The sequence below is a fragment of the Litoreibacter albidus genome (assembly GCF_900107015.1).
In the GTDB taxonomy this organism is placed as follows: Bacteria; Pseudomonadota; Alphaproteobacteria; order Rhodobacterales; family Rhodobacteraceae; genus Litoreibacter; species Litoreibacter albidus.
In genome coordinates this window covers 48,062-72,784 of record NZ_FNOI01000008.1, presented here as the reverse complement: position 1 = coordinate 72,784, position 24,723 = coordinate 48,062, and the positions used below count along the sequence as shown (strand labels likewise).

Here is a 24,723-nt window from a genome sequence, read left to right as displayed (position 1 = left end):
TATACACACCCCCTCAACGGAGCATCCGATGTCCAATCTGAAGAATTTCTACATTAACGGTCAATGGGTCGCACCCGAGGCGGCGCAGGAATTTGACGTGATTAACCCCTCCAATGAGGAGGTCTGCGCCACGATTTCCCTTGGTGGGCAGGCCGACACCGACGCCGCTGTCGCCGCCGCGCGCGCGGCATTTGACGACTGGGCCTTCACGCCCAAGGCGGAAAAGCTGGCGCTGCTGCGCAAGCTGCTAGAGGTCTACAATGCGCGGTCCGAGGAAATGGCCCGCGCCATATCGCTTGAGATGGGGGCGCCGTTGAAAATGGCGCGCGCGCAGCAAGTTGGCGCGGGGTCTTGGCATCTGGAAGGCTTCATTGACGCGTTTGAAGCATTCGAGTTTGAAACCCCTTACACAGACACTGAAATGACCCTGCGCGAGCCGATTGGCGTCTGCGCGCTGATCACCCCGTGGAACTGGCCAATGAACCAGATTGTGCTGAAAGTGGTGCCCGCAGTTGCCGCAGGCTGCACGGTAGTGCTGAAACCGTCCGAGATCGCGCCGTTGTCGGGCGTGTTGTTTTCCGAGTTCATGGACGAAGCGGGCTTCCCTGCGGGCGTCTATAACATGGTCAACGGCGACGGGCCGGGCGTGGGTTCGCAGCTGTCGGCGCATCCTGACGTGGACATGGTGTCCTTCACCGGATCGTCGCGCGCGGGCAAGCTGATAAGCAAATCCGCCGCTGACACCTTGAAGCGCGTGTCGCTGGAGTTGGGCGGGAAAGGTGCCAACATCATCTTCGCCGACGCCCGCGCGGAGGCTGTGACGGATGGCGTGAGGCACTGTTTTGGCAACACGGGGCAAAGCTGCAACGCACCGACGCGCATGTTTGTCGAGCGCCCGCGCTACGACGAGGCCGTGGCGCAGGCCAAGGCAGCGGCTGAGGCAACCAAAGTGGCCCCCGCGTCCGAAGACGGCCGGCACATCGGGCCGCTGGTTTCGCAGATGCAATTCGACAAGGTGCAAGGCCTGATTGAGACCGGCATCAACGAAGGCGCGACACTTCTGGCGGGCGGCGCAGGCCGCCCTGACGGCCTGAACCGCGGCTACTATGCGCGGCCCACGGTGTTCACCGACGTGACGCCCGAGATGACCATCTACAAAGAGGAAATCTTTGGGCCGGTGCTGTGCCTGATGCCATTCGACAACGAAGACGACGTGATCGCCATGGCCAACGACACCCCCTACGGGCTGACCAACTACGTCCAGACCGAAGACACCGAGAAACGCCGCCGCGTGGCGCGTCGCCTGCGGTCAGGCATGGTGGAAACCAATGGGACGGGCTTCGCCAAGGGATCGCCTTTTGGCGGGTACAAGCAGTCCGGAAACGGGCGCGAAGGTGGCGTGTTCGGGATCGAAGAATTCCTGGAGGTGAAGGCCGTATCTGGCTGGAAATAACCTTTTGCGGGCCGGACAGAGGTTCGGCCCGCCCTACTGCCGCGCATTTGCGTCGGAACGAATTCGCCTTCCGGAATGTTTATGAGAGAAGCAAACACGGAGGGTAGCCAATGTTTTCACGGACCAGCCGCAGCAATGGCGCGCAATCGCCTGAGGTCGTCGGGTTTTATGACGACGACACCGGCAGCATCCAATACCTCGTCACCGACCCTGACACGCGGAAAGCCGCGCTGATTGACGTGGTGATGACCTTCGATCCACAAAACGCCGCTATTTCCTCGGAGCGCGTTGACGCGATCCTGCGGTTCGCGGAAAGCGAGGGCAGCGAGATCGAATGGATCCTCGACACCCATCCGCATGCGGATCACCTAATGGCCTCCAGCTACCTTAAGGAGCGGCTCGGAAAACCCAACGCCATTGGCGAGAAGGTCAAAGACATCGCGGCGATGTGGCGGGACTATTACCACCTTCCGGACGCCTTCGATCCCGCCCAAGATTTCGACCACCTGTTTGCCGACGGCGATACCTTTAAGATCGGCAATCTGCCCGTGCGGGTGATGCTGTCGGCGGGGCACACGCTGGGCTCCATCACCTATGTGGTCGGCGACGACGCCGCGTTTGTGCATGACACGTTTATGCAGCCGAGCGTTGGCACATCGCGCTGCGACTTTCCGGGCGGATCGGCGGAGGAGCTGTATGACAGCCTGAAGTCAATTCTGGCGTTGCCGGAGATGACCCGCCTGTTCATCGGCCACGACTACGAGGATACCCCCGCGTGGGAGTCCACGGTGGCGGAGCAGCGACGGCACAACATCCACATCGGCGGCGGCGTCCACAAGGACGCCTACGTCCAGAAGCGGGAGGCACGCGACAAGACGCTCGCGCTGCCAGACCGCATGTTGCACGTACTGCAATTGAACCTTCGCGCGGGACGGCTTCCCGACGATGAAGCGGACGGCGCGCAGTACCTGAAAATCCCACTGAACAAATTTTAGGAGACGCATCATGAAAACGGAAAACATAGACGGCGGCACGCTGGAGATATGGACACCGAAGGAGGCGCACGACGCGTTTGAGCGCAACGAAATCGTGCTGATCGACGTGCGGACCCCGCAGGAATTCACGTTCGAGCGTATCGGGGGCGCGCTCCTCGCGCCGATGCAGGCTTTCCATCCTGACCACCTGCCAAGCGGTGGGGACAAGCAGTTGGTGCTTCACTGCGGCTCCGGCGTGCGGTCGCGGAAGGTGGCCGAGCTTTGCCTGAAACACGGGTTCGACAAGGTCGCGCATATGGAGGGCGGTTTCGGCGCGTGGAAAGAGGCGGGCCTAACCTACACGGGAACTGACATGAGCACCGGCGCCCCCAAAGAGATGGCCAAAGACGGCTAGCTTGCTTGGCCGCCGCAATCCGCTAGGCTTTTGGCATACAGGAGGAAAACCACCATGCGTAAAATCCAGTCACAGGGCATCCACCACATCACGCTGATGGGGGCGGATCGGCAAACCTCCATCGACTTTTGGGAGGGCGTGATGGGCATGCCCTTCGTATTCGACCAACCCAATCTGGATGACCCGAACGAGGGGCATCTGTATTTCGATCCCGGTGACGGCAGGCTGATCACCATCTTCACCAACGAGAACCGCGCGCGCCAACACGAACGCACGCCGGCAGACGCGGGATGCGTCCATCACTTGGCAATCAACGTGTCACTGGCCACCTTCCGGCAAATTGAGGCACGGCTGGACGCGCGCGGCATCACCCACTCCGGCCACAAAGATCGCGGTTTTATGGACAGCATTTACTTTAAGGATCCGCTTGGCTTCTTGATCGAATGCGCTTGCTACAAGTTTGAGCCGCCCACAGGCTGCACCCACGCCGACGTCATGATTGAGGCGCATAAATTGCGGGTGAAGGCTGGCGACGATAGCATCGGGGAAGTCCATCTGGCCGACGCTATAGAGGCGCTTGTGACGCGAACGCAGAGCTCTCTGTCAGACGATCGCAGCGCTAGATCGCCATATTAGACCCTGTTAGAACGGCACTTTCGCCTTGAACTCCACCGCCTTGCCGCCCTGCGGATGGCGCAACTTCAGGCTTTCGGCGTGCAACATCATGCGCGGATAGTCGTCCGCGTTATCCGAATAAAACGGATCGCCCACAATCGGGTGGCCCATCGCGCGCATGTGGACGCGCAATTGGTGCGAGCGCCCAGTATGCGGGTAAAGGCGCATCCGCGTGGTGCCATCCTTCACAGCGGCGCGGCGCCATTGGGTGACCGCGTGTTTGCCATGCTCAAAGTTGATGTGTTGCAGCGGCCTGTTGGGCCAGTCCACGATCATCGGCAAATGGATTTCACCCGTCTTGCCTTCGACCTTACCGTGCACAATGGCCATGTACGTTTTCTTGGTGTGACGTCGCTCAAACTGAAGGCCCAGATGGCGCTGCGCGGATTTGGTCAGCGCGAACACCATGACGCCGGATGTGTCGCGATCCAGCCGGTGGACGAGTAAGGCGGTCGGAAACACGGCCTGAATGCGGGTGATCAGGCAATCGGCCAGCTCTGGCCCCTTGCCAGGAACCGAGAGCAAGCCGCAAGGCTTGTTCACCAACAACAGCTCGGCGTCTTCGTGGATCACGTCCAGCGGGTCCATGGGCGGGTTGTACGCGCTACTTACCACGGTTGCGCACCATCGAGTATGTGTAGAGCGCCAAGGCGGCCCAGATCATCGGAAAAGCGATGCCACGCGCCCGCCCGAACGGCTCCCCGAAGACGAAAACCGCGACGAGGAAAATCATCGTCGGCGCGATGTACTGCAAGATCGCAATTGTCGTCAGCCTTAGCCGCTTGGCGCCGTTGGCGTATAGCATCAGCGGTACGGAGGTCACCACACCGCAGCCCAGCAACAGCAATGTGTCGGTTGTGAAGTGGCTGCTGCCCGTACCCGTCGCATAGCCCCAATAGGCCAAGGCCGGAATGGACAGGATCAGCACCTCTAGCAGGAAGCCTTGATTGGGGCCGATGGGCAGGGATTTCTTGAAAAACGCGTAGAACCCCCACGACACGGTCAAACCGATTGCAGCAAGCGGGACGCGGCCAGAATCAACGGTTAGAACCACCACTGCGGCAAAGGCCAATGCAATCGCGGCCCACTGCATGCGGGTCAGCCGTTCATTCAGAAGCGCGAAGCCCATAAACACAGAGAACAGCGGGTTTATGTAATACCCAAGTGCTGCGTCCAAGGCGTGGCCGGTGTTGATCGCCCAGACATAGATCCCCCAGTTTATCGAGATGAGCGCGGCAGTGACGCAGCCCATAGCGAGCATTTTGGGCGATGTTAGAGCCTCTTTTATATCTTTGGTGCGCCCCAAAAAGATCAGCACCAGCCCCGCAATCGGGATAGACCAGATCACACGGTGGGCCACCACCTCGGCAGCGGGCACATGCGACAGCGCCTTCATATACAAAGGCAGAAACCCCCACAGGAAGTAGGCCGAGACGGCAAACCCCATGCCTGCGGGGCTGTCACCGGATTTTGCGGGGATATCATTAATACGGACCATGATGGTATTCACCACCATGGTCCGCCAGTTGCAAGCCTTAGACTTTCACGCGTTCAGACTTCGGGTCGTAGAACGGCTTGGAGGAGACCTCCGCCTTGATGCGCGTGCCTGCGACGTCGATCTCATAAGTGGAGGCCAGAACATCCGCGAGTTTCTCGCCGTGGCAGGGCACATAGCCCATGCCCATCGCCGCGCCCAAGTGGTGGCCATAAGACCCGGACGTGAGGTAACCGACCAACTCCCCATCACGCAAAACAGGCTCGGCGTGGTACAACAGCGGCTCAGGCTCAATCAGCTTGAACTGCAAAAGGCGCATGTTTAGACCCTTTTCAGCCTTGTCCAGCACGGCCTCGCGACCGATGAAGTCGGGCTTGTCCTTTTTGACGGCAAAGCCGAGGCCAGCCTCCATCACGTGATCTTCGGACGTGATATCGTGGCCGAAGTGGCGGAAGCCTTTCTCGATCCGGCAGGTGTCCATCATATGCATACCGCACAGCCGCATCCCGAAGTCGTGGCCTGCCTCGGCCAGCACCTCGAACACATGACCCGCCATATCGCTGGAGACGTAGACCTCCCAGCCCAGCTCCCCCACGTAGGTGACACGGTGCACCCGCGCCAAGCCCATGCCGATCTCGATTTCCTGCGCGGTCCCGAAGGGGTTCGCCTCGTTGCTGAAATCGGCAGGCGATACGGCTTGTAGCAACTCGCGAGAGCGCGGCCCCATGACGGCCAACACGCCTTCGCCAGCGGTCACATCGGTGATGACAACGTTGAAGTTGCCGACGTTGCGGCGCAGCCATGTCTCATCCGCAAGCCGCGTGGCGGCGGGGGTCACGACCAGATAGGCGTGCTCCTCCAGCCGCGTGACGGTCACATCGGCCTCGATCCCCGCTTTGGAATTCAGGAACTGCGTATAGACGATTTTGCCAACGGGCACGGAATAGTCGCCGCCGCCAACGTAGTTCATGAAGGCCTCAGCGTCGCGCCCTTCGACCCTAATCTTGCCAAAAGAAGACATATCATAGAGGCCGACGTTCTGCCGGATTGCCATGTGTTCTTCGCGCACGTTGTCGAAGAAGTTCTGACGTTGCCAGCTGTATTGATACTCCGGTTCTTGGGCTTCGCGGGCGAACCAGTTGGCGCGTTCCCAACCAGCCAATTCACCCATCACAGCGCCGCGTTCCAACAGATGTTGGTGGAACGGGGTGCGGCGCACGCCGCGGGCGGTTTTCTTTTGCAGGTACGGGAAGTGATCCGCGTAGAGCAGGCCCAGCGACTCTTTCGAGCGCTCATACAGATAGGTGCGATTGCCTTGGAACGGCTGCATCCGACTGATGTCGACGTCGCCCAGATCGAAAGGCTTTTCGCCTTCGTCCATCCATTGGGCCAGCGCGGAGCCCGCGCCGCCAGCGGATTGAATGCCGATGGAGTTGAAGCCAGCCGCGACCCAGAAGTTGTCCAGCTCTGGCGCCAGCCCCAAGTGGTACGCATCATCCGGTGTGAATGATTCCGGCCCGTTGAAGAAGGTGTGAATCCCCGCCTCCGCCAACATTGGCAGGCGATCTACGGCGGCTTCCAAAATAGGCTCGAAGTGGTCGAAGTCTTCGGGCAGTTGGTCAAACTCGAAGTCCTTAGGAATGTCGAGCGTCCAAGGCTTGGCCACAGGTTCAAACGCGCCGAGGAGCATCTTGCCCGCGTCCTCTTTGTAGTAGGCGCATTCATCCGGCACGCGCAGCACCGGCATTTGGGTTAGTCCGGGCACGCTTTCGGTCACGATATAGAAGTGCTCGCACGCGTGGAGCGGGACGTTTACGCCTGCCATCCGGCCGACTTGGTGCCCCCACATACCGCCGCAGTTTACGACGTGTTCGGCCTGAATAGAGCCTGTTTCACCGTTCTTGTCTTCCCACGTCACTCCAGTGACGCGGCGGCCTTCCTTCTCGATCGACGTGACCAGATAACCTTCCTTGACCAAGGCACCGTTCTGGCGCGCGCCTTTGGCCAAAGCCTGCGCGATGTTGGCCGGATCGCCTTGTCCGTCCAGCGGCAGGTAGACGCCGCCGGTTACGCCGTCAATGTTGAGGAGCTCGTAGCGCTTTTTGACCTCTTCGGGCGAAATAGACTCTGCTTCGACCCCGAAAGACCGCGCCATAGCGGCCTGTCGGTTGATCTCCTCCAGACGTTCCTCCGTCAGTGCGACAGTGATAGAGCCGCAGCGTTTGAACCCCGTCGCGACGCCCGTTTCGGCTTCCAGATCGCCGTAGAGTTCCTGACTATACTTGGCCAGCTTGGTCATGTTTTTCGTCGCGCGCAGTTGCGCGATCAGACCCGCCGCGTGCCATGTGGTGCCGGACGTCAGTTGTTTGCGTTCCAGCAAAACGATGTCTTTCCAGCCCAGCTTGGCCAAGTGGTACGCGACCGAGCACCCGATAATACCGCCGCCGATGATGACGACGCGTGCATGTGTAGGAAGTGTCATGTGATTAGTCCTTTCAAACCGCGAGGTATTTTATGCACGGATGCGGGTGTTTTCAGGGTCCCACAGCGGTTGGTCTTCTTGCACGACCGCGGGGCAACGCTCCCCGAAGATTTCGACCTCTAGCTGCGTTCCGGGCTTGGCGGCGTCGATCCTGACGACCCCCAAGGCAACGGAGTTGTTGATCCGGTACCCCCAGTCGCCGGAGGTAGTTTCGCCAACGATTTCATCGCCCATCCAAACGGGTGACATATAGGGCGCATCAGAGTCTCCAGCGTCCACAATCAGGGTCACAAACGCCTTTTTAGGGCCTGTTTCCGCCTCAGCGGTCAAGGCTGCCTTGCCTGGGAAGTCCTGCTCCTTGTTCAAGCGTACGAAGCGATCCAAGCCGCCTTCCAGCAAGGTGTAGTCGGTCGACAAATCGCCCTTCCACGTGCGGTAGCCCTTCTCGATCCGCATGGAGTTCAGCGCGTACATGCCGAACGGGGTCGCGCCAGCGGCACGCACTGCGTCGTAGACGGCTGCGCTATCCTCAAAGGAGGTGTGAACCTCCCAGCCCAATTCCCCCGCGAAGGAGATGCGGAACAGTTTGGCCGGTTTACCTGCCACGACGGCGTCTTGAATGGTGAGCCAGCCGGTTGTCAGATCCGCGTCGGGGGCCAGTTCTTGGATCAGTTCGCGCGATTTTGCGCCGGTGACCAGCTTGGTCGACCACTGTTTGGTGATGTCTGTCAGCGACAAAGAACCATCGGCAGGCAGGCGCCCTTTGAGGAACTCGAAATCGTGCCACTGCGCGACGGCTGCGGTCATGATCCAGAAGTCGTCCTCACCCCAGCGGATGATGGTCACCTCGGTGACAATGCGGCCACGACTGTCGGAGAAATAGCCGAGGTTCATGCGGCCTGCTTTTGGCAATGCGCCCGCGATCTGGCAACGCAGCCATTCAGCGGCACCGTCGCCGCTGAGCGCATAACGCGAAAAGCCCGGCATATCGAGAACGCCGACACCGTTAGTGCAGGCCTCGACCTCTTCTTGGATACGTACAGCCCATGGGCCGTTGCGATCCCATGTTTGGGTCGCGTCTTCGGAAGTGTCATCGCCGTCTTTGGCGAACCAATTGGCGCGCTCCCAGCCGTTGTAGGCACCCATTTGTGCACCTGACGCCAGCAAGCTTGCGTGGTTCGGGGACAGTTTTTTGTCGCGACCGGCGGGCCATTCGTGATGCGGGAAGTGCATCGCGTATTCGTGGCCGTAGGTTTCGAGCGCCTTGGACAGGCAGTAGTCGTGATCCGCGTAATCGGTGTAGCGGCGCGGATCGACGGCCCACATGTCCATTTCGGTTTCGCCGTGCATGATCCATTCGGACAGCACCTTACCGGCACCGCCACCTTGCGCGATGCCGAAGGTGAAGCTGTGCGCCTCAAACGCGTTTTTGACGCCGGGCATTGGGCCGATCATTGGCAGGCCGTCAGGTGCGTAGGGGATGGGGCCGTTGATGTTGCGCCCGATGCCTGCGGTTGCCAAAGACGGCACACGCTCCATCGCGTCCTCGATGTAATATTCCAGCCGGTCGAGATCATCGGGGTAGAGTTGGAACGAGAAATCCTCTGGCATAGGGTCTTCTGGGGTGACCCAATGCGCCTTACAGTTGCGCTCGTATGGGCCGAGATTCAGGCCGTATTTGTCTTGGCGCAGGTAGTAGCTGACGTCCACGTCGCGGATCATCGGCATCTTGCGGCCGTTCTCTTTTGTCCAAGCCTCGATCTCTGCGATTGGTTCGGTCAGGAAGTATTGGTGTGACATCACGACCAGTGGCACCGTGCGCCCGCCGAAAGGCTTGAACATCTCGCCTACGCGTTGCGCGTAGTATCCTGCACAGTTCACGACGAACTCCGCACGAATTTCGCCTTTGACGGTCTTCACGATCCACTCATCGCCGTCACGGTCCACACCTGTTACGGGGCAGAACCGCTCGATCCGGCCACCGGCAGCGCGCGCGCCTTTGGCCAAGGCCTGCGTCAACTGCGCCGGATCAATGTCGCCATCAAGCGGATCCCACAGACCGCCCTCCAGATCGTGGATATCCATGAAGGGGTTGTGCTCTTTCAGCTCTGCGGGGGTGCAGATATCCATTTGCAGACCCTGATAACGGGCTTGGGAGGCTACTTTCTCAAACTCCTTCATCCGGTCCTTAGTATGTGCCAAGCGGACGGCACCGGTCACGTTGTAGTTCATCGGATAATCGACGTCGTCCGCCAAGGTACGGTACATTTCCAGCCCGTAGCGCTGCATGTTCATCACCGCCCAGTTCGGCGCGAAGTTGGGGCAGTTGCCTGCCGCGTGCCAAGTGGAGCCCGCGGTGAGCTCGTTCTTTTCCAGAAGGACACAATCCGTCCAGCCTGCCTTCGCAAGGTGGTACAGGGTCGATGTGCCGACGACGCCGCCCCCGATAATGACAACGCGTGCGGTTGTAGGGAAATCACTCATGGTTTTGCTCCTCCTGACGGACATGGTCCGCATGTGTTGATGTGCGCCCAATACGGCGAATTTTATAACTGTCTAAACTTGGTCTGACGGGCGTGTTCATTACGCCCGCTGTGGTACTGGAGAGCTGCCAAGCAGCACGCCATAAACGATAAAACATATGGCCATCACGCGCCTGACCCAGACATTCAGAACCGCCCCGATGGCCGCCCGCCCGAGGCCCGCGCCAATTGCGGTGAAGCCTGTGTAGCTTAGTGTTGTGATCACCAATGCCGTGGGCATGATCACCCACATCTGCGACCAAACCGGAATGTCGGGCTGCACAAACTGGGTGAAAGCGGCGAAATAGCCCGCCACGGATTTGACGTTGATTGTCGCGATCAGGAATGCCCGCCCGTAGATGGACCGCGCGGAGACGTGGCGCGGGGACACGGGCTTGTTCGCATTCAAAAGGCCGCGCACGCCAAGGAAAACCAAGAAGCCAGCACCGATGAGCTTGCCCCAAAAGAAGGCCTCCGGCGCGTTGGCGAGCAATGCTGTGACCCCAGCCGCGGAGAGGAGCAGGAACAGCGACGCTTGCGTCAGTATCCCCACGACGCCCCACATAGAGCGCTTGAAGCCGTGCGCCATGCCGTTCTGGATGCAGTTTACCGCGTTTGGTCCAGGGGTTGCCACAAAGACGACCCAGAACAGCGCGAATATGATCCATCCCTCCCAAGACATCTCAATACACCGGCGGCGCGATGACCCAGATCACCACGGCGGGTGTCGGGTGAGGGTTGATCCAGCGAAACGGCTCCCCACGGATGCGGAAGCTGTCGCCCACATCGAGGGAAAAGGTGTTTCCCGCAATCCATAGATCCAGCTTGCCGGACACCACGTAACCGACTTCTTGCGTCGGGCGGCACACGGGCTCTGTGATCTGGCTGTTCGGCTCAAAGGTGGAGTGGACCATCTCGAAGTCATCAGTCAGGTCGGGGGACAACAGCTCCTCGGTCAGTCCCGCCTCGCGGGAGCCGATGGGTCTGCGCGACCCTGCCCTGACAATCAGGCCCTGTTCTTTAACGGTGGACGCCGCCTGACGGAACAGGCTGGACACCGACACGTTTAACGCTTTCGCCATGTGGCGCAGGTCGGTGATGGAGGGCTCGGACATGTCACGCTCCACCTGACTGAGCCACCCCACCGAGCGGCCAAGCGTTTCCGCCAAGTCCGCAAGGTTCAACCCACGCGCCTTCCGCAACGCCCGCAGGTCCGCGCCTAAGGTCACAGTTTGGGTTGGTTGGGTATGCTTCATCCGACTTTCGTGAAATTTGACGACTTTTTTTCACCAAAGTACAAAATGCACGAGTCGCGCAAGTGAAATTTGATCACGCGCGCTAAACTTGGTCGAAAACATCCTTCAAAATCTTCGCCATCTGGTCCGCGTCCTCGGCAGTGAAGGCATCCGGCGTGTCGCTGTCGATGTCAAAGACCGCGATAAGCTGGCCCGCCTTGTTCCAAACAGGCAGCACCAGCTCTGAACGCGTTGAGGACGCGCACGCGATATGGCCAGGGAAGGCGTCGACGTCAGCCACCAGCTGCGTTTGCTCCAAACGCGCCGCCGCACCGCACACCCCGCGCGAGAACGGGATCACCAAGCATCCATGCCCACCCTGATAGGGCCCGATCTTCAGCACCTCGGGTGCGACCACGCGGTAGAACCCCGTCCAGTTAAAGCGGTCGTCGGCGTGATGCACCTCGCAAGCCACGGTCGCCATCAGGGCAACCGCGTCGTCTTCGCCGTCGACCAGCGCCGCGACTGTTTTGGCCAGCGTTGGATAATCGACCATCAGACGCGCTCTATCGCGATTGCCGTGCCTTCACCGCCGCCGATGCAGATTGCCGCAACGCCTCGCTTCAAGCCACGGGTTTCCAGTGCGTTCAACAAGGTCACGATGATACGCGCGCCGGACGCCCCGATGGGATGCCCCAGCGCACATGCGCCGCCGTTGACGTTCACGATGTCCCGCTCCACGCCCATTTCGTGCATGAAAGCCATTGGCACCACGGCGAAGGCTTCGTTTACCTCCCAAAGATCAACGTCGGACACGCTCCAACCGATGCGGTCCAGCAGCTTACGGGCGGCGGGGACGGGCGCGGTCGTGAACAGGCCCGGCGCCTGCGCGTGATTTGCGTGGCCCACAACCCGTGCGCGCGGCGTCAGCCCGTGGGCCTTCACGCCCGCCTCTGACGCCATCACCAGCGCCGCCGCACCGTCAGAAATAGACGAAGAGTTTGCCGCCGTCACGGTGCCGCCTTCGCGGAACGCCGGTTTCAGGTTCGGTATCTTCTCTGGGCGCGCTTTGGCTGGTTGTTCATCCTCAGACACGGTGACGGGCTTGCGACCGCCTGTTTCTACAGCAGCGATCTCATTTACGAAGGCGTTGCTTTCTTGCGCCGCCAACGCGTTCGACAGGGACCGCAGCGCGTATTCATCCTGCGCCTCGCGGGTGAACTGGAAGGATTCGGCGCAATCTTCGGCAAAGGTGCCCATCAGGCGCCCCTTATCGTAAGCGTCCTCCAACCCGTCGAGGAACATCGAATCCTGCACGGCTTGGTGGCCAATTCTGGCCCCGCCGCGCATTTTCGGCAGTAGGTAGGGCGCGTTGGTCATGCTTTCCATGCCGCCCGCAACCATGGTTTGGCTGTGGCCAAGCGCCAGTTGATCGAACGCCATCATCGCCGCCTGCATGCCAGAGCCGCACATTTTGTTAAGGGTCGTGGCCGGAACTTCCTCACCAAGACCTGCCGCGAAGCCTGCCTGTCGCGCGGGGGCCTGCCCCTGACCTGCGGGCAAAACACAGCCCATCAGTAATTCGTCAACGGTGGTCAGGCCGGACTGCGCCAACGCCGCCTTGATCGCCGCCCCGCCCAGTTGTGGCGCATCGGCCGTGGCAAGCGCGCCTTGGAAGCCGCCCATCGGGGTTCGGCTTGCACCAGTGATATATACGGACATTTTGAAACACCTTTGCTGAGAGCGACTGACGAATGCATACAGAATGGTAACCTTTGACGTCTAGTCCAAGACCCTGAAAAGATCAGGAGAGCGGACCATGTTACAAATCACCCAAACCACGGACGGCCTTCTGGTCTTGACCCTAACCGCCAACCGCATTGATGCGGCCAGCGCCATTCATTTCAAGGATAGCTTCAGGGAAGCCACCGCAGATACGTCAGGGCGGGTCATTATGGACCTGTCTGCCGTGACCTTCATGGACAGCAGCGGCCTTGGCGCGATGGTGGCTGCACTGAAGTCCCTGCAAGGCAAAAGCTTGGAACTTTGCGGGCTGACGGCAGCGGTTGATAAGGTCTTCAGGCTGACCCGCATGAACAAAGTCTTCCCGATCCACCCCACGGTGGAGCAAGCTTTGGCGAGCGACGGCCCCGAAGGTGCCAACGCCGCGTGAGCAATCTAGCCACTCAACCACGAAGTTTAGGCGCGCCGCGCCTTCACTTTGAGGAAGTTATCAACGCCGATCCAATAACCGTGCGCGAAACCATTCTTCAGATTATGGAACGGCTGCAACACGAGTTTCCGTCACAATCCGAAGGCGTTATCAGCACAGAAATTGTGCTGGCAGAGGTTCTTAACAACATTTCGGAACACAGTTATCAGGCATCCAACCTCGGGGATGTGACGATCTCTGTGCTGTGCACGGATGATATGATCTCTATCGAGACGCGCGACTTCGGCGTGCCCATGCCGGGGCTCTCCCCGCCTGATTCTGAGTTGGAAGAGATACCAATGGATGTAGAGGATTTGCCGGAAGGGGGCTTCGGATGGTTCTTCATCCGAAGCCTGTCGTCACATCTGGAATATCGCCGCACGGGGACGCAAAATATCTTTTGCGTTCAAATACCTACAGCATCCGCGGAACAAAGCGATCTCGCCAGAGCAAATCTGCCCATCGCCGACGCCCACTTTTTGCCGCATTAAGCACGCAAAATTGCCACATACCCCCCGTGAGGGCGCCTTAATCCGATGCCATCCACATAGGGTAGCTGCAGAGCTTCACTCGGCGTCACGTTTATCAGCCCCCACCCAGATGCGTGACGCCGAGGACACCCCAATGAAACGTCCTCTGCCGCGCAATACCTCATAGACAATCGAGCCTCACCGCCTATCCTCTTGATCGAATTCAAAAGGACGGAGCAGTCATGCGCGACTTTCAACAGCCGGGGCGATCAACGGTTTTTTCCACCAACGGCATGTGCGCTACATCACACCCGCTGGCCGCGAAGGTGGCCGTGCAAATGCTGGAAGCCGGCGGCAACGCGGTAGACGCCGCAATCGCTGGCGCGGTTTTGTTGGGGATTTGCGAGCCGCAGATGACCGGGATTGGCGGCGACTGCTTTGTGCTTATGCAAAAGACAGGGGACACGGATGCCATCGCGTTGAACGGATCGGGCCGCGCGGCCATGGGCACGTCTAGCGCGGAAATGCGGGACCGTGGGTTGAAGACAGTCCCGCTGGACACGCCAGACGCCGTGACGATCCCGGGTGCAATCGATGCATTTTGCAAACTCAGCAAGGATCACGGCAAGCTGGGTCTGAAGGCAGTCCTTGCGCCCGCCATTTACTACGCCGAGGCAGGTGTGCCTGTCGCCCCGCGCACCAGCTTTGACTGGAAGAACGACGCAACGGTTCTTAAAGGGTCAGCCGCGCAGTTCTACCTGCTAGATGGAAAGGTGCCGACTGCTGGTCAGATATTCCGCGCGCCGGAACAAGCCAAGGTGTTGCGCCAGATCGCGGAGTTCGGGCGCGCGGGGTTCTATGAGGGCGAAGTCGCGGAAGACATGGTTGCGTCGTTAAACGCAGCGGGTGGCTGCCACACGCTTGATGATTTCGCCGCCACCAGCTGCGATTATACGACGCCGATATCCGGCACCTACAAAGGCACCGAACTGGTGGAACACCCACCGAATGGCACGGGTGCAACTGCAATCTTGATGAACAACATGCTGGCGCAGTTTGACCTGCCGTCTATGGACCCGTTCGGCGCAGAACGCGCCCACATCGAGGCCGAGACCACCAAACTGGCCTATGACGCTCGCAACCGGTTTTTGGCAGACGCCGATCACACCACCCGAGTGAACCACATGTTGGCCCCCGAAACAGCGCAACGTTTGGCCGCTTTAATAGACCCTAAAAAGGCGATGGAGAGCCCTGCGGCAGTGTCCGAGCAGGTCCACAAGGATACCGTCTATATCACGGTGGTCGACAAGGATCTGACATCTGTGTCGCTTATCTATTCGATTTTCCACAGCTTCGGCTCTGGGTTGGCCTCCGATAAGTTTGGCATTTTGTTTCAAAACCGCGGTGCGGGTTTCACCATTGAAGAGGGGCATCCAAACGAAGCAGGCGGTGGCAAACGCCCAATGCACACAATTATTCCGGGCCTGCTGCGGCGGGATGGCGAGGTCATCATGCCGTTCGGCGTGATGGGCGGCGCATATCAGCCGAACGGGCACGTGCGGTTTTTAACGAACCTTGTGGATTATGAAATGACCCCACAGGACGCAATCGACGCACCGCGCTGCTTCTCAGAGGCCAGCGGAATGCGGGTTGAGAGCGGCTACTCGGACACCGTTAAGCAAGAATTGCGCGATTTGGGGCATAACGTTGTGACAAACAGTGGCCCGATCGGCGGCGCGCAGGCGATTTATATCGACCGCGAAAATGGCGTGCTTCACGGGGCGTCGGACCCGCGCAAAGACGGCTGCGCGTTGGGCTACTAGTTAAAGTCGAACTGCAACGGGTATTTACCGCGTCCGTCGTAGGCACCGAACATGGCGTCAAGGTCTGGGTGGTCAACCGGCTCTCCGGTCATGTCGGCGGCCAGATTCTGCTCCGAAACATAAGCGACGTAATAGCTTTCGTCGTTCTCCGCGAGCAGGTGGTAGAATGGTTGATCACGGTGCGGGCGACTTTCCTTCGGGATATTGTCGTACCATTCTTCCGTGTTCGAAAACTCTGCATCCACGTCAAAAATCACCCCCCTGAAGGGGTGTTTTTTATGGCGCACGATCTGGCCCAATGTGAATTTAGCCTGAGTTTTCAGCATAATGTTGCAACCTTTACACCCTCTAGATAGACCTTCAGGGGGTGGTTTGTCCATGAATGGGCAGCAATTTTCAAGGAAACAGTCTGTGAACATACTTCTTACGGTCTTGGAGATTGTGGCCCCCGTTTTCATCTTGGCGGCTATCGGCTTCACGTGGGTAAAGCTTGGTTTTGACTACCGGATCGAGTTCGTAACTCGTCTTGCGATGACCCTGTCTGTGCCATGTTTGATCTTCTCCGCGCTAATGCGCACGGAGATCGCACCGGACGCTTTGACCATCGTGTCTTTGGCGGCAGTTGCAGCCTACGGCATTGTTACCATTGCATGTTTCGTCTTGGTCAAGCTTGGCCGGATGGACGTTCGCACCTATCTGGCCCCGCTTATTTTCGGAAACACAGGCAACCTTGGCTTGCCACTCGCCTTGTTCGCATTTGGCGATGAGGGGTTAGGCTACGCCGTTGTGATCTTCGCGATCATGGCGATTTACTCGTTCACCTTCGGCGTCTGGCTGGTGTCTGGCGGCGGCTCTTTGAGTAAAGTTTTGAAGGAACCTCTCGTGGCGTCAACTATCTTGGGCGCGTTGTTTTTGGTGATGGATTGGGAAACCCCGCGCTTTCTAACAAATTCGATTGAGCTTATCGGGCAGATGGCCATTCCAATGATGCTGATCACTTTGGGCGTCGCGGTGGCACGCCTGAAGCCCCAAGGCGTGGGCAAAGCTGTCGTGGCCTCAACCATAAAGGCAGGGATTTGCGTCGCAGCGGCCACCGCCGCGGGCATGTGGTTTGAATTGCCACCGATCCCATTCGCGGTACTGGTGTTGCAAGTGTCGACACCGGTTGCGGTGACCTCCTACCTGTTGTCGGTGAAATACGAGGCGGATAGCGATGTTGTTGCGGGGCTTGTGGTGGTTTCCACGCTGCTGTCGGTTGGCTACATACCGCTCACATTGGCGTTTTTGATCTAATCTTGACGATTGTGCAGTTTGCGTAACGTGGAATTTACGTTAAGATTTGGCAAAGCCAAAAAGGCACAAAGCCAAATCAAGGCGAGCAGGTACCATGAAAAAGATATTCACCGCGTTAGCGTTAGTTTTGATCGTGTCCGCATGCGGCGGCGGTGGCGGCACACCGCCACGGAACTTAGACAACGCGTGCTCGATCGTATCGCAGCGCGCAAGCTGGCTGAGCGACATGAAATCCGTGGAGCGCAAATGGGGCATTCCCGTCCACGTGCAAATGGCAACTATTCACCAAGAGAGCAAATTCGTGAGCGATGCGCGCACGCCGTTCCGCTATGCCATTGGCGTGATTCCTATGGGGCGTCAAAGCTCTGCATACGGCTTCAGCCAAGCGTTGGATGCAACGTGGAAAGAATACCAAGTTGACCAGCGCCGGTTCGGCGCCAAGCGCGAAAAATTCCGCGACGCGGTCGATTTTATGGGCTGGTATATGCACGGCAGCACAGAGCGTTTGGGCATTTCCAAATACGACGCACGAAGCCAGTACCTTGCCTATCATGAAGGCCGTACCGGCTTCGCCCGTGGATCGTATAACGCCAAGTCCTGGCTGTTGCGCGTATCGCAGGCCGTTGCCGACCGCTCAGAGATGTACCGCAACCAATTGATCAGATGCGGGAAAGCGTAGGGGCTTAGTTAAGCCCCCGTGCCTGTATTTCCTGTGGGATGTTGAACGGGCGCGCACCGATTTTCACACCTGTCTTCAGATCGCCCAGAATAACCGTCGTCTGGCCGCCTGCGTCATCGGTGATGACCCATTGGCGCAGTTGCACCGGATTATCGGTGAACTTTAGCTGGATGTTCCCGTATTCTGGGTGCTGCGGGTCTTGAACCTTCACCACAGTGGCTGTGCCATCGTCGCGGTGACCAACAACCATGTTGGAACGGCTGAAATCAACCTTACGTGCCAGAATCAGGTTCAAAGGCGTCCGCTTTAGCGGGAACTGCTCCGGCGGGACATTCGATTTCGGGTCAAACACAGCCACCTGACTACCGCCGGCAATCACCAAGCTGTTGTCTGGTGCCGCGTAGTCAAAGCGGATACGGCCCGGACGTTTGATCAGGATCTCGCCGGTGGTGACGGAGCCGTCACCATTGATCTGGGTGAACTCCCCCTTAGCGGTTTGAAAGCTGTTGAGGTATTTCGAGACTTCGGAGAGCGAAATCTTATCGGCCATAGCTGGCACTGCCAAAGCGAGCGACAGAATGGGGGCAAGGATCAGTTGTTTAATCATCATAAGCTCAAGATAGGCAAAAGGCCGGGGGTTTAAACCCTCGGCCCTTCACGAAGCTGACATAGAGCGCAATATTGCGCAAAGGCTAGTGCTGCTCTGGCACAAGTATCTCACGTTTACCAACATGGTTGGCTTGGGAGACAACGCCCTCCTCCTCCATCTGCTCCACAAGGCGGGCTGCCTTGTTGTAGCCGATCGCCAGCTTGCGCTGGATATAGGAGGTGGAACACTTGCGGTCCTTCAGGACGATTTGCACCGCCGTGTCATAGAGCGCATCTTCGCCGTCGGTGTTGCCGCCAAGGCCAAGCACCATGTCGATGTCGTTGGATTTTTCGTCTGCCGGCCCTTCGACCACGCCGGACATGTAAGATGGTGGCCCGAATGATTTCAGGTGGTTGACGATTTCCTCAACCTCCTCATCCGACACGAATGGCCCGTGAATACGCGTAATCTTGGAGCCACCGGCCATGTACAACATGTCGCCCATACCCAAGAGCTGCTCCGCCCCCATTTCACCAAGGATTGTGCGACTGTCAATTTTCGACGTCACTTGGAAGGAAATACGCGTCGGGAAGTTGGCCTTGATCGTACCAGTGATAACATCGACCGAAGGGCGTTGCGTCGCCATGATCAGGTGGATACCGGACGCCCGCGCCATCTGTGCAAGGCGCTGGATACAGGCTTCGATTTCCTTGCCGGCAACCATCATCAGGTCGGCCATCTCGTCCACCACAACCACGATGTATGGCATGGTTTCGGGCTGGAACTCTTCGGTCTCGAAAATCGGTTCCCCTGTCTCGTCGTCGAAACCTGTCTGGACGGTGCGGGTGAACATCTCACCCTTAGCAAGCGCATCTTTGACGCGGCTGTTATAGCCGTCGATGTTGCGCACGCCCATTTTGGACATTTTGCGGTAGCGCTCTTCCATCTCGCCCACAGTCCACTTGAGGGCCACAACGGCCTTCTTAGGGTCTGTTACGACTGGGCTAAGCAAGTGTGGGATGCCGTCATAGACGCTGAGTTCCAGCATTTTAGGGTCGATCATGATCAGGCGGCATTCATCCGGCGTCAGCTTATAGAGTAGCGACAGGATCATCGTGTTGATTGCCACAGATTTACCGGAACCGGTTGTCCCCGCGATCAGGAGGTGAGGCATTTTCGCGAGGTTGGCCACGACAGGGTCACCGCCGATGTCCTTACCCAGTGCCAATGGCAACTTCTGGTTGCCGTCGCCGAAGTCACGCGCGGCGAGGATTTCGCGCAGCACGACCATTTCGCGTTTATCGTTGGGCAATTCGATCCCGATGACCGTGCGACCCGGTACAGTAGACACACGCGCCGACAGCGCGGACATGGACCGTGCGATATCGTCAGACAGACCAATCACGCGGGATGCTTTCAGGCCGGGCGCTGGTTCCAACTCGTACATGGTAACAACTGGGCCGGGGCGAACGGACACGATCTCCCCTTTTACGCCGTAGTCATCAAGGACGGCTTCCAGCATCCGCGCGTTTTCTTCCAATGCCTCGTCACTAAGAACGTGGCGTTCTACGGTGGAGGCTGGGGTCAACAGGCTAAGCGGCGGCAACTCGAAATCCGACGCGCTGTCTTCAAACTGCAACGCGGGCTGCGCCTCGGCTTCGGCACGTTTAGATTGCGCGACGGGCTTGCGGACGGGCTGTTGCACGACGGGTTTGGTCAGCGGTGCGTTCATCCGGTTGATGGTCGGCGCAGGTGCTGCCGGAGCAGGCTCGATCACCGCGTCGTGGTCATCTTGCATGTACTCTGGTGCAGGTGTTTCACGCAGTTTAGGCTCTATGCGAAGCGGTTCGGGCCCACGACCACGAGTAAGCTGAGGCTCCGGCCGTAGGGCTGGCTCCTCCACGTATTCCAGCGGTTTGGTCCGGCGACCACGGTTTTTGATCACGTCCGAGATCTTGGACTTGATGCGATCCTCTGGGTCCACATCGTCATGGATCACAGCGGGTTCATCATCGTAATCAGGCTCTAACAAGGGTTTCAGACCCGGCAGGCGCGCCAGCAGGCTGGGCTTGGCCACGGGCTGTTCTAAATCTTGGTAGGTATCAGCAACAGGTTGCGGCGCGTGCACGATAGGGGCGCGGCGCAGGGATGGGCCTTCAATCGGCACGTCGTCTTGGTACGTCTCAACCGCAGCGTTCATCCGTGCTTCTTTGCGCTGGAGGCGAATATCATTGGCCTTAGCCGCCGCAAAGACAGCGCCCTTACCTGTGGAGCCCAAAATTTTCATGATGCTGGCGTAGGTCAGGATGACACCAACCAACATGAAACGCGCGGCGGTTTTGATTTCCTCGCGGTCAAAGCCAAGCACGAACAAGGACAGGAAAATCAGGCCGAAGAACACGATGAACGCCAAGACCTTCAGGCCAAAGGTGGCGCTAATTGGTGCAACGCCCAGAATCGCGCCCAGAACAGTGTCCCCGAACAAACCGCCCAACCCGAAGGAGTGCGTCCATTCGCTAACCGGAACATGAGTGGAGGCGTAAACCGATGCCAAGGCAATGGCCAACGGCGCAAAGATCAGGCGGCTGATCGCGCGGTCTTCACCGCGATGCATGACGAAACGAAGCCCCCACACGATGGCGACGAACGGAATGGCCCACGCGCCGAAACCGACGATGATGAACAACGGGCTCGCGAGGTATGCGCCGTAGCGGCCCAGCCAGTTTTTCGCAGGCTCGTCGGTGGCGGACATCCAGCTTGGGTCCTCTGGCACGTAAGACAGCAGCAACATGGTTACCATGACGCCGATCGCGAGCAGACCGAAGCCGAAGAGCTCCTTGCCCCTCTTCTCGATTGCTGCTTGCATATCGCTGTCCAAAAACGGATCGCGTGGCCTTGCCTGATACGCCATAACTACTTCCTCACCTTCAACCGTATATGCAGCTCTTGAGCAGGGTTAGCCCTGGCTGCAGTTCGTTCATTGGGGCGACCAACGCCACCCGGATATAATTCTGTCCAGGGTTCGTGCCCTGATAATCGCGGCCCAGATACGCCCCGGGCAACACTTTCACGCCGGTCTTGGACCAAAGCTGGGTCGTCGCCGCCTCCCCGTCTGGGACGGGCAACCACAAGAAGAAGCCAGCCTCGGGCGATTTGTAACCGTCTATCTCGTCAAACAGCGTGTCACTGAAATCCAGCTTCTCACGGTAAAGCGCGCGGTTGGCTTTTACGTGTTCTTCGTCCGCCCAAACCTTTTCCGCAACCCGTTGCAGCGGCAGTGGCAAAGGTGCGCCGGCGTAGGCCCGCAGCGCCTTCAGGCGTTTCATGTTCTCAGGGCCGCTTGCCACGAAGCCGGACCGAAGACCCGCAAGGTTGGAGCGTTTGGAGAGCGAGTTGAACAGAACCACGCGTTCGGGGTCCAGATCCTTGCCCGCCGTCAGCGCGCCCATTGGCGCCGCCTCACGGTAAATCTCCGAATAGCATTCGTCCGCGAAAATCTTGAAGTCGTATTTTTCGGCCAGCGCCAGCAGGTCAGCCCAATACTCTGCGGTCGCAACCGCGCCTTGCGGGTTGGAGGGCGAGCATAGGTACGCCACAGCCGTGCGGTTCAACACATCGGCTGGCAGCGCCGCGAAATCAGGCAGAAATCCTGTGTCCAACGTTGCAGGCACGTAAATCGGTTCCGCACCAGCGGCGAGAGACGCAACCGCGTAAACTTGGTAAAACGGGTTCGGCATAAGCACGACCGGCGTGCCGTTCTTGTCTTCAGGACACAGCGCCAACGCCGCGTTGAACAGCCCTTCACGCGTGCCGTTCAAAGGCAATATCTGCGTCGCCGCATCAACGGCAACGCCGTATCTGCGCGCAATCCAAGCCGCAATTGCGGACTGCAACTCTGGCGTTCCGTCGTTTGGCGGGTAGCCACCAAAACCGGCCGCGTGCTCCACAACAATGTCGGTGATCCAATGCGGGAACGGATGCAATGGCGATCCGATCGTCATGTCCACAGGCACTCCGCCCGGCTCTATGCCGGCGAGAAGCGACCGCAAACGCGGAAATGCATATGGTGGCAGGTTCGAAAACCGCTCAGGAAAGGTCATTGGGACCTACTTTTACTGCCTCAAGGATCGGGATCATTATTGCCCCGTTACCCCCAAGCTATCCCACCGAACGGCGTATCGTCCAGAAAAAGGACCGTGATTTCAGCAATGTGGTCACACGCCTGTGACTTTTTGGCCCTTTAGCTTCGTAGAGGGGAACTGTCGGGGCTGCCAATACCCACAGGCCAGTTGGAACGCGTCAGCACAGCGCATGGACAATCCGGCGCATCCACTCATATTGAGGGGTATGGAATATGATAGCGAAATCGCGATTGTCGGCGGCGGCTTAAACGGCTGCGCCCTTGCCATTGCCCTGTCTAGCGGCGGGCTTTCGGTCACCTTGGTGGATAGCCTTGCCGTCGACACGGCGAAAAGTGACAGTTTTGACGGGCGGTCCTACGCCCTTGCACTGGCATCTAAACGCCTGCTTGAAGCTGTGGGGCTTTGGGCGGACATCGCCGCAGATGCCCAGCCCATGTTGGAAATTAAGGTCACTGACGGTCGTGCGGGCGAAGGCCCGTCGCCGTTCTGGATGCATTTCGACCACGCCGAGATCGAAGAAGGTCCGATGGGCTACATGGTAGAGGACCGCCATCTGAGGCGTGCCTTTCTGGCAAAAATCGCATCCGACACGCGCATCAAGCATGTGACGCCTGACACCGTGGTTGCGCAATCCGTCGACCACACTGGCGCGCGCATTTCGCTGGCGTCGGGTAAAACCATCCGCGCGCGCTTGCTGGTAGGGTGCGATGGTCGGCGCAGCGGCGTGGCAGAGCGTGCGGGCATCACCCGCAGTTTCAAGGATTACGGCCAAACCGCCTTGGTGGCAGCGATCGGCCACGCTCTTCCGCACAACGGCATAGCGCATCAATTTTTCATGCCTGCGGGACCACTGGCGATCTTGCCTTTGACAGGCAGCAGGTCGTCTATCGTCTGGGCCGAAACCCATGCCCGAGCGGCGGAGCTGTCGGCGCTAGATGACGACGACTTCATCAACGCGTTGCGCCCTGCGTTCGGTGATTTTCTGGGTGATATCCACGTCGCGGGTGCGCGATTCTCCTACCCCATGAACCTGACTCTTGCGAGCCGACTGGTGGATCAGCGTTTGGTCTTGGTCGGCGATGCTGCGCACGGGGTTCACCCAATTGCGGGCCAAGGGCTAAACCTTGGGCTGCGCGATATTGGTGCCTTGGCAGAGGTGCTGGTAGAAGCGCGTCGGCGTGGCGAAGACATCGGCACCGACGCGGTTTTGGCCCGTTATGCGGAGTGGCGACGCTTTGACACCGCGACACTCGCGATGGCGACGAACAGCTTTAACGGTCTGTTTTCAAACGATAACCCAATACTCCGCGCAGGTCGCGATATTGGCATGGGTCTGGTGAATGCCTTCCCAGCCTTGCGCCGCAACTTTATCCGAGAGGCGGCGGGCCTAACTGGTGACTTGCCTCGATTGCTACAGGGGCGCGCGCTTTAATCCAGCTTGCGGGCTTCGTCGACTAACATGATGGGAATGCCGCCACGGATGGGAAACGCCAGTTTTGCGCCCTTGGAAACCAGCTCCTGCTTGTCCGCGTCGTAAGACAGCGTGGCCTGCGTGACGGGGCACACCAAACCTTCAAGCATGTGTCGGTCAAAGCTTGTTTCAGTCATTGCAGGGTCTCCTCGGCGGTGCCGCCACGTAGTGAGAATTCAATCAACGTCGTCAATGTTTCGCGTCGCGCGGCCAGTGTTGGCGCCTCTAGCAGGGCTTGCTTCTCTTCCGGCTCGAACGGGCAAAGCATCGAGAGCGTGTTGATCAACATCTCTGTCTCGGCTTCTTTCAGGCCGTCCCAGTCGGTGCGTAGCTCCTCCGCGTCGAAAAACTTTTTCAACAGGTTCATGAACTTAGGTCTATCAAAACCCGCGTCGGTTTCGGCTTTCCCCAAATCGCGCCCGAACGCCGACCACATCACATCCGCATTGCGGTACGCGCTAAATCCCGTCACCTCTTGCGCGATTTCAAACCGCGAGACACCGGTCAGGGTCATCATGTAGCGCCCGTCTTCGGTTTCGGAAAACTGGGTCACACGCCCCGCACAGCCGACAGTATGCAACTTATCGTCGCCGTCCACCGTACGCAGCGGTTGCACCATGCCGATCAAACGCTGAGGCGTCTTCAGGACGTCCTCAAACATCTGCAAGTAGCGAGGTTCAAAAAGTTGCAGTGGCAACCTTGCCCGAGGCAGCAAAAGCGCGCCGGGCAAAGGGAAAAGCGGAATGGTATCTGGGAGGTCTGCTGGGTTCATCATACGCATGCACTTAGCCCG

The 24,723-nt window shown here is 58.9% G+C and carries 24 protein-coding genes; 10 read left to right on the top strand and 14 right to left on the bottom strand.

All coding sequences use genetic code 11. From position 1 onward, the window contains the following. Positions 1-28 precede the first annotated feature (28 nt). The 4 genes from BLW66_RS15505 to BLW66_RS15490 all read left to right on the top strand — a co-directional run bounded on the left by BLW66_RS15505 (position 29) and on the right by BLW66_RS15490 (position 3,478). Positions 29-1,453, top strand: coding sequence for an aldehyde dehydrogenase family protein (locus BLW66_RS15505; protein ID WP_089948070.1), 1,425 nt, complete (start codon positions 29-31; stop codon positions 1,451-1,453). 110 nt (positions 1,454-1,563) lie between these two features. Then, positions 1,564-2,448, top strand: coding sequence for an MBL fold metallo-hydrolase (locus BLW66_RS15500; protein ID WP_089948069.1), 885 nt, complete (start codon positions 1,564-1,566; stop codon positions 2,446-2,448). Between the two features lie 10 nt (positions 2,449-2,458). After that, positions 2,459-2,842 carry a rhodanese-like domain-containing protein gene (locus tag BLW66_RS15495; protein ID WP_089948068.1) on the top strand — a complete coding sequence of 128 codons (384 nt, stop codon included), beginning with the start codon at positions 2,459-2,461 and terminating at the stop codon, positions 2,840-2,842. A 54-nt stretch (positions 2,843-2,896) separates the two neighbouring features. Beyond that, positions 2,897-3,478 (top strand): VOC family protein, encoded by a 582-nt coding sequence (locus BLW66_RS15490; protein WP_089948067.1) that lies wholly within the window; start codon positions 2,897-2,899, stop codon positions 3,476-3,478. A 6-nt stretch (positions 3,479-3,484) separates the two neighbouring features. On the opposite strand, the gene BLW66_RS15485 is transcribed toward BLW66_RS15490, so the two are convergent. The 8 genes from BLW66_RS15485 to BLW66_RS15450 form a co-directional block, all read right to left on the bottom strand. After that, positions 3,485-4,105: an RluA family pseudouridine synthase gene (locus BLW66_RS15485; protein WP_089948066.1), complete on the bottom strand. Its 621-nt coding sequence runs from the start codon at positions 4,103-4,105 to the stop codon at positions 3,485-3,487. Positions 4,106-4,121: 16 nt separating this feature from the next. Continuing rightward, complete coding sequence (gene rarD / locus BLW66_RS15480; protein ID WP_089948254.1) at positions 4,122-5,015, bottom strand: EamA family transporter RarD; 894 nt, start codon at positions 5,013-5,015, stop codon at positions 4,122-4,124. A gap of 37 nt (positions 5,016-5,052) precedes the next feature. After that, positions 5,053-7,494 carry a GcvT family protein gene (locus BLW66_RS15475; RefSeq protein ID WP_089948065.1) on the bottom strand — a complete coding sequence of 814 codons (2,442 nt, stop codon included), beginning with the start codon at positions 7,492-7,494 and terminating at the stop codon, positions 5,053-5,055. Positions 7,495-7,524: 30 nt separating this feature from the next. Beyond that, a complete protein-coding gene (locus tag BLW66_RS15470) occupies positions 7,525-9,978 on the bottom strand; it encodes a GcvT family protein (protein ID WP_089948064.1) in 2,454 nt (817 codons plus the stop codon). Positions 9,979-10,077: 99 nt separating this feature from the next. Next, complete coding sequence (locus tag BLW66_RS15465) at positions 10,078-10,698, bottom strand: LysE family translocator (RefSeq protein ID WP_089948063.1); 621 nt, start codon at positions 10,696-10,698, stop codon at positions 10,078-10,080. 1 nt (position 10,699) lies between these two features. Further along, a complete protein-coding gene (locus tag BLW66_RS15460) occupies positions 10,700-11,272 on the bottom strand; it encodes a helix-turn-helix domain-containing protein (protein WP_089948062.1) in 573 nt (190 codons plus the stop codon). Between the two features lie 82 nt (positions 11,273-11,354). Beyond that, positions 11,355-11,810: a GAF domain-containing protein gene (locus BLW66_RS15455; protein WP_089948061.1), complete on the bottom strand. Its 456-nt coding sequence runs from the start codon at positions 11,808-11,810 to the stop codon at positions 11,355-11,357. After that, complete coding sequence (locus BLW66_RS15450; protein ID WP_089948060.1) at positions 11,807-12,973, bottom strand: thiolase family protein; 1,167 nt, start codon at positions 12,971-12,973, stop codon at positions 11,807-11,809. Before BLW66_RS15450 ends, BLW66_RS15455 begins: the two co-directional genes overlap by 4 nt. Positions 12,974-13,070: 97 nt before the next feature. Here BLW66_RS15450 and BLW66_RS15445 point away from each other — a divergent pair, with 97 nt between their 5' ends. The 3 genes from BLW66_RS15445 to BLW66_RS15435 all read left to right on the top strand — a co-directional run bounded on the left by BLW66_RS15445 (position 13,071) and on the right by BLW66_RS15435 (position 15,756). Continuing rightward, the gene (locus BLW66_RS15445; RefSeq protein WP_089948059.1) at positions 13,071-13,424 is read left to right on the top strand and encodes an STAS domain-containing protein; all 354 of its coding nucleotides are present in this window, start codon (positions 13,071-13,073) and stop codon (positions 13,422-13,424) included. Beyond that, positions 13,421-13,954: an ATP-binding protein gene (locus tag BLW66_RS15440; protein ID WP_139254582.1), complete on the top strand. Its 534-nt coding sequence runs from the start codon at positions 13,421-13,423 to the stop codon at positions 13,952-13,954. Before BLW66_RS15445 ends, BLW66_RS15440 begins: the two co-directional genes overlap by 4 nt. A gap of 221 nt (positions 13,955-14,175) precedes the next feature. Beyond that, positions 14,176-15,756, top strand: a complete 1,581-nt coding sequence (locus tag BLW66_RS15435; protein WP_089948057.1) for a gamma-glutamyltransferase family protein — start codon at positions 14,176-14,178, stop codon at positions 15,754-15,756. Here BLW66_RS15435 and hspQ read toward each other — a convergent pair. Beyond that, complete coding sequence (gene hspQ, locus BLW66_RS15430) at positions 15,753-16,082, bottom strand: heat shock protein HspQ (protein ID WP_089948056.1); 330 nt, start codon at positions 16,080-16,082, stop codon at positions 15,753-15,755. The genes BLW66_RS15435 and hspQ overlap by 4 nt on opposite strands. 85 nt (positions 16,083-16,167) lie before the next feature. Here hspQ and BLW66_RS15425 point away from each other — a divergent pair, with 85 nt between their 5' ends. Together BLW66_RS15425 and BLW66_RS15420 are read left to right on the top strand one after the other, a co-directional pair. Then, complete coding sequence (locus BLW66_RS15425; RefSeq protein WP_089948055.1) at positions 16,168-17,049, top strand: AEC family transporter; 882 nt, start codon at positions 16,168-16,170, stop codon at positions 17,047-17,049. 94 nt (positions 17,050-17,143) lie between these two features. Next, entirely contained in the window at positions 17,144-17,728 is a 585-nt protein-coding gene (locus BLW66_RS15420) for a transglycosylase SLT domain-containing protein (protein ID WP_089948054.1), read from the top strand. A 4-nt stretch (positions 17,729-17,732) separates the two neighbouring features. Here the strand turns inward: BLW66_RS15420 and BLW66_RS15415 are convergent, their stop codons facing one another. From BLW66_RS15415 to BLW66_RS15405, 3 genes are all read right to left on the bottom strand, one after another. Further along, the gene (locus BLW66_RS15415; RefSeq protein ID WP_089948053.1) at positions 17,733-18,338 is read right to left on the bottom strand and encodes a LolA family protein; all 606 of its coding nucleotides are present in this window, start codon (positions 18,336-18,338) and stop codon (positions 17,733-17,735) included. An 82-nt stretch (positions 18,339-18,420) separates the two neighbouring features. Beyond that, entirely contained in the window at positions 18,421-21,228 is a 2,808-nt protein-coding gene (locus tag BLW66_RS15410) for a DNA translocase FtsK (RefSeq protein ID WP_089948052.1), read from the bottom strand. Positions 21,229-21,244: 16 nt separating this feature from the next. Beyond that, entirely contained in the window at positions 21,245-22,417 is a 1,173-nt protein-coding gene (locus BLW66_RS15405) for an aminotransferase class I/II-fold pyridoxal phosphate-dependent enzyme (RefSeq protein ID WP_089948051.1), read from the bottom strand. A gap of 211 nt (positions 22,418-22,628) precedes the next feature. On the opposite strand from BLW66_RS15405, the gene BLW66_RS15400 reads away from it, so the two are divergent. Then, complete coding sequence (locus BLW66_RS15400) at positions 22,629-23,891, top strand: UbiH/UbiF/VisC/COQ6 family ubiquinone biosynthesis hydroxylase (RefSeq protein WP_089948050.1); 1,263 nt, start codon at positions 22,629-22,631, stop codon at positions 23,889-23,891. Here the strand turns inward: BLW66_RS15400 and BLW66_RS15395 are convergent. After that, positions 23,888-24,067 (bottom strand): Trm112 family protein, encoded by a 180-nt coding sequence (locus BLW66_RS15395; RefSeq protein ID WP_089948049.1) that lies wholly within the window; start codon positions 24,065-24,067, stop codon positions 23,888-23,890. The two genes, BLW66_RS15400 and BLW66_RS15395, sit on opposite strands and share 4 nt — an antisense overlap. Next, positions 24,064-24,705: an LON peptidase substrate-binding domain-containing protein gene (locus BLW66_RS15390; RefSeq protein ID WP_089948251.1), complete on the bottom strand. Its 642-nt coding sequence runs from the start codon at positions 24,703-24,705 to the stop codon at positions 24,064-24,066. The genes BLW66_RS15395 and BLW66_RS15390 overlap by 4 nt, the downstream gene beginning before the upstream one ends. Between the last annotated feature and the right edge of the window lie 18 nt (positions 24,706-24,723).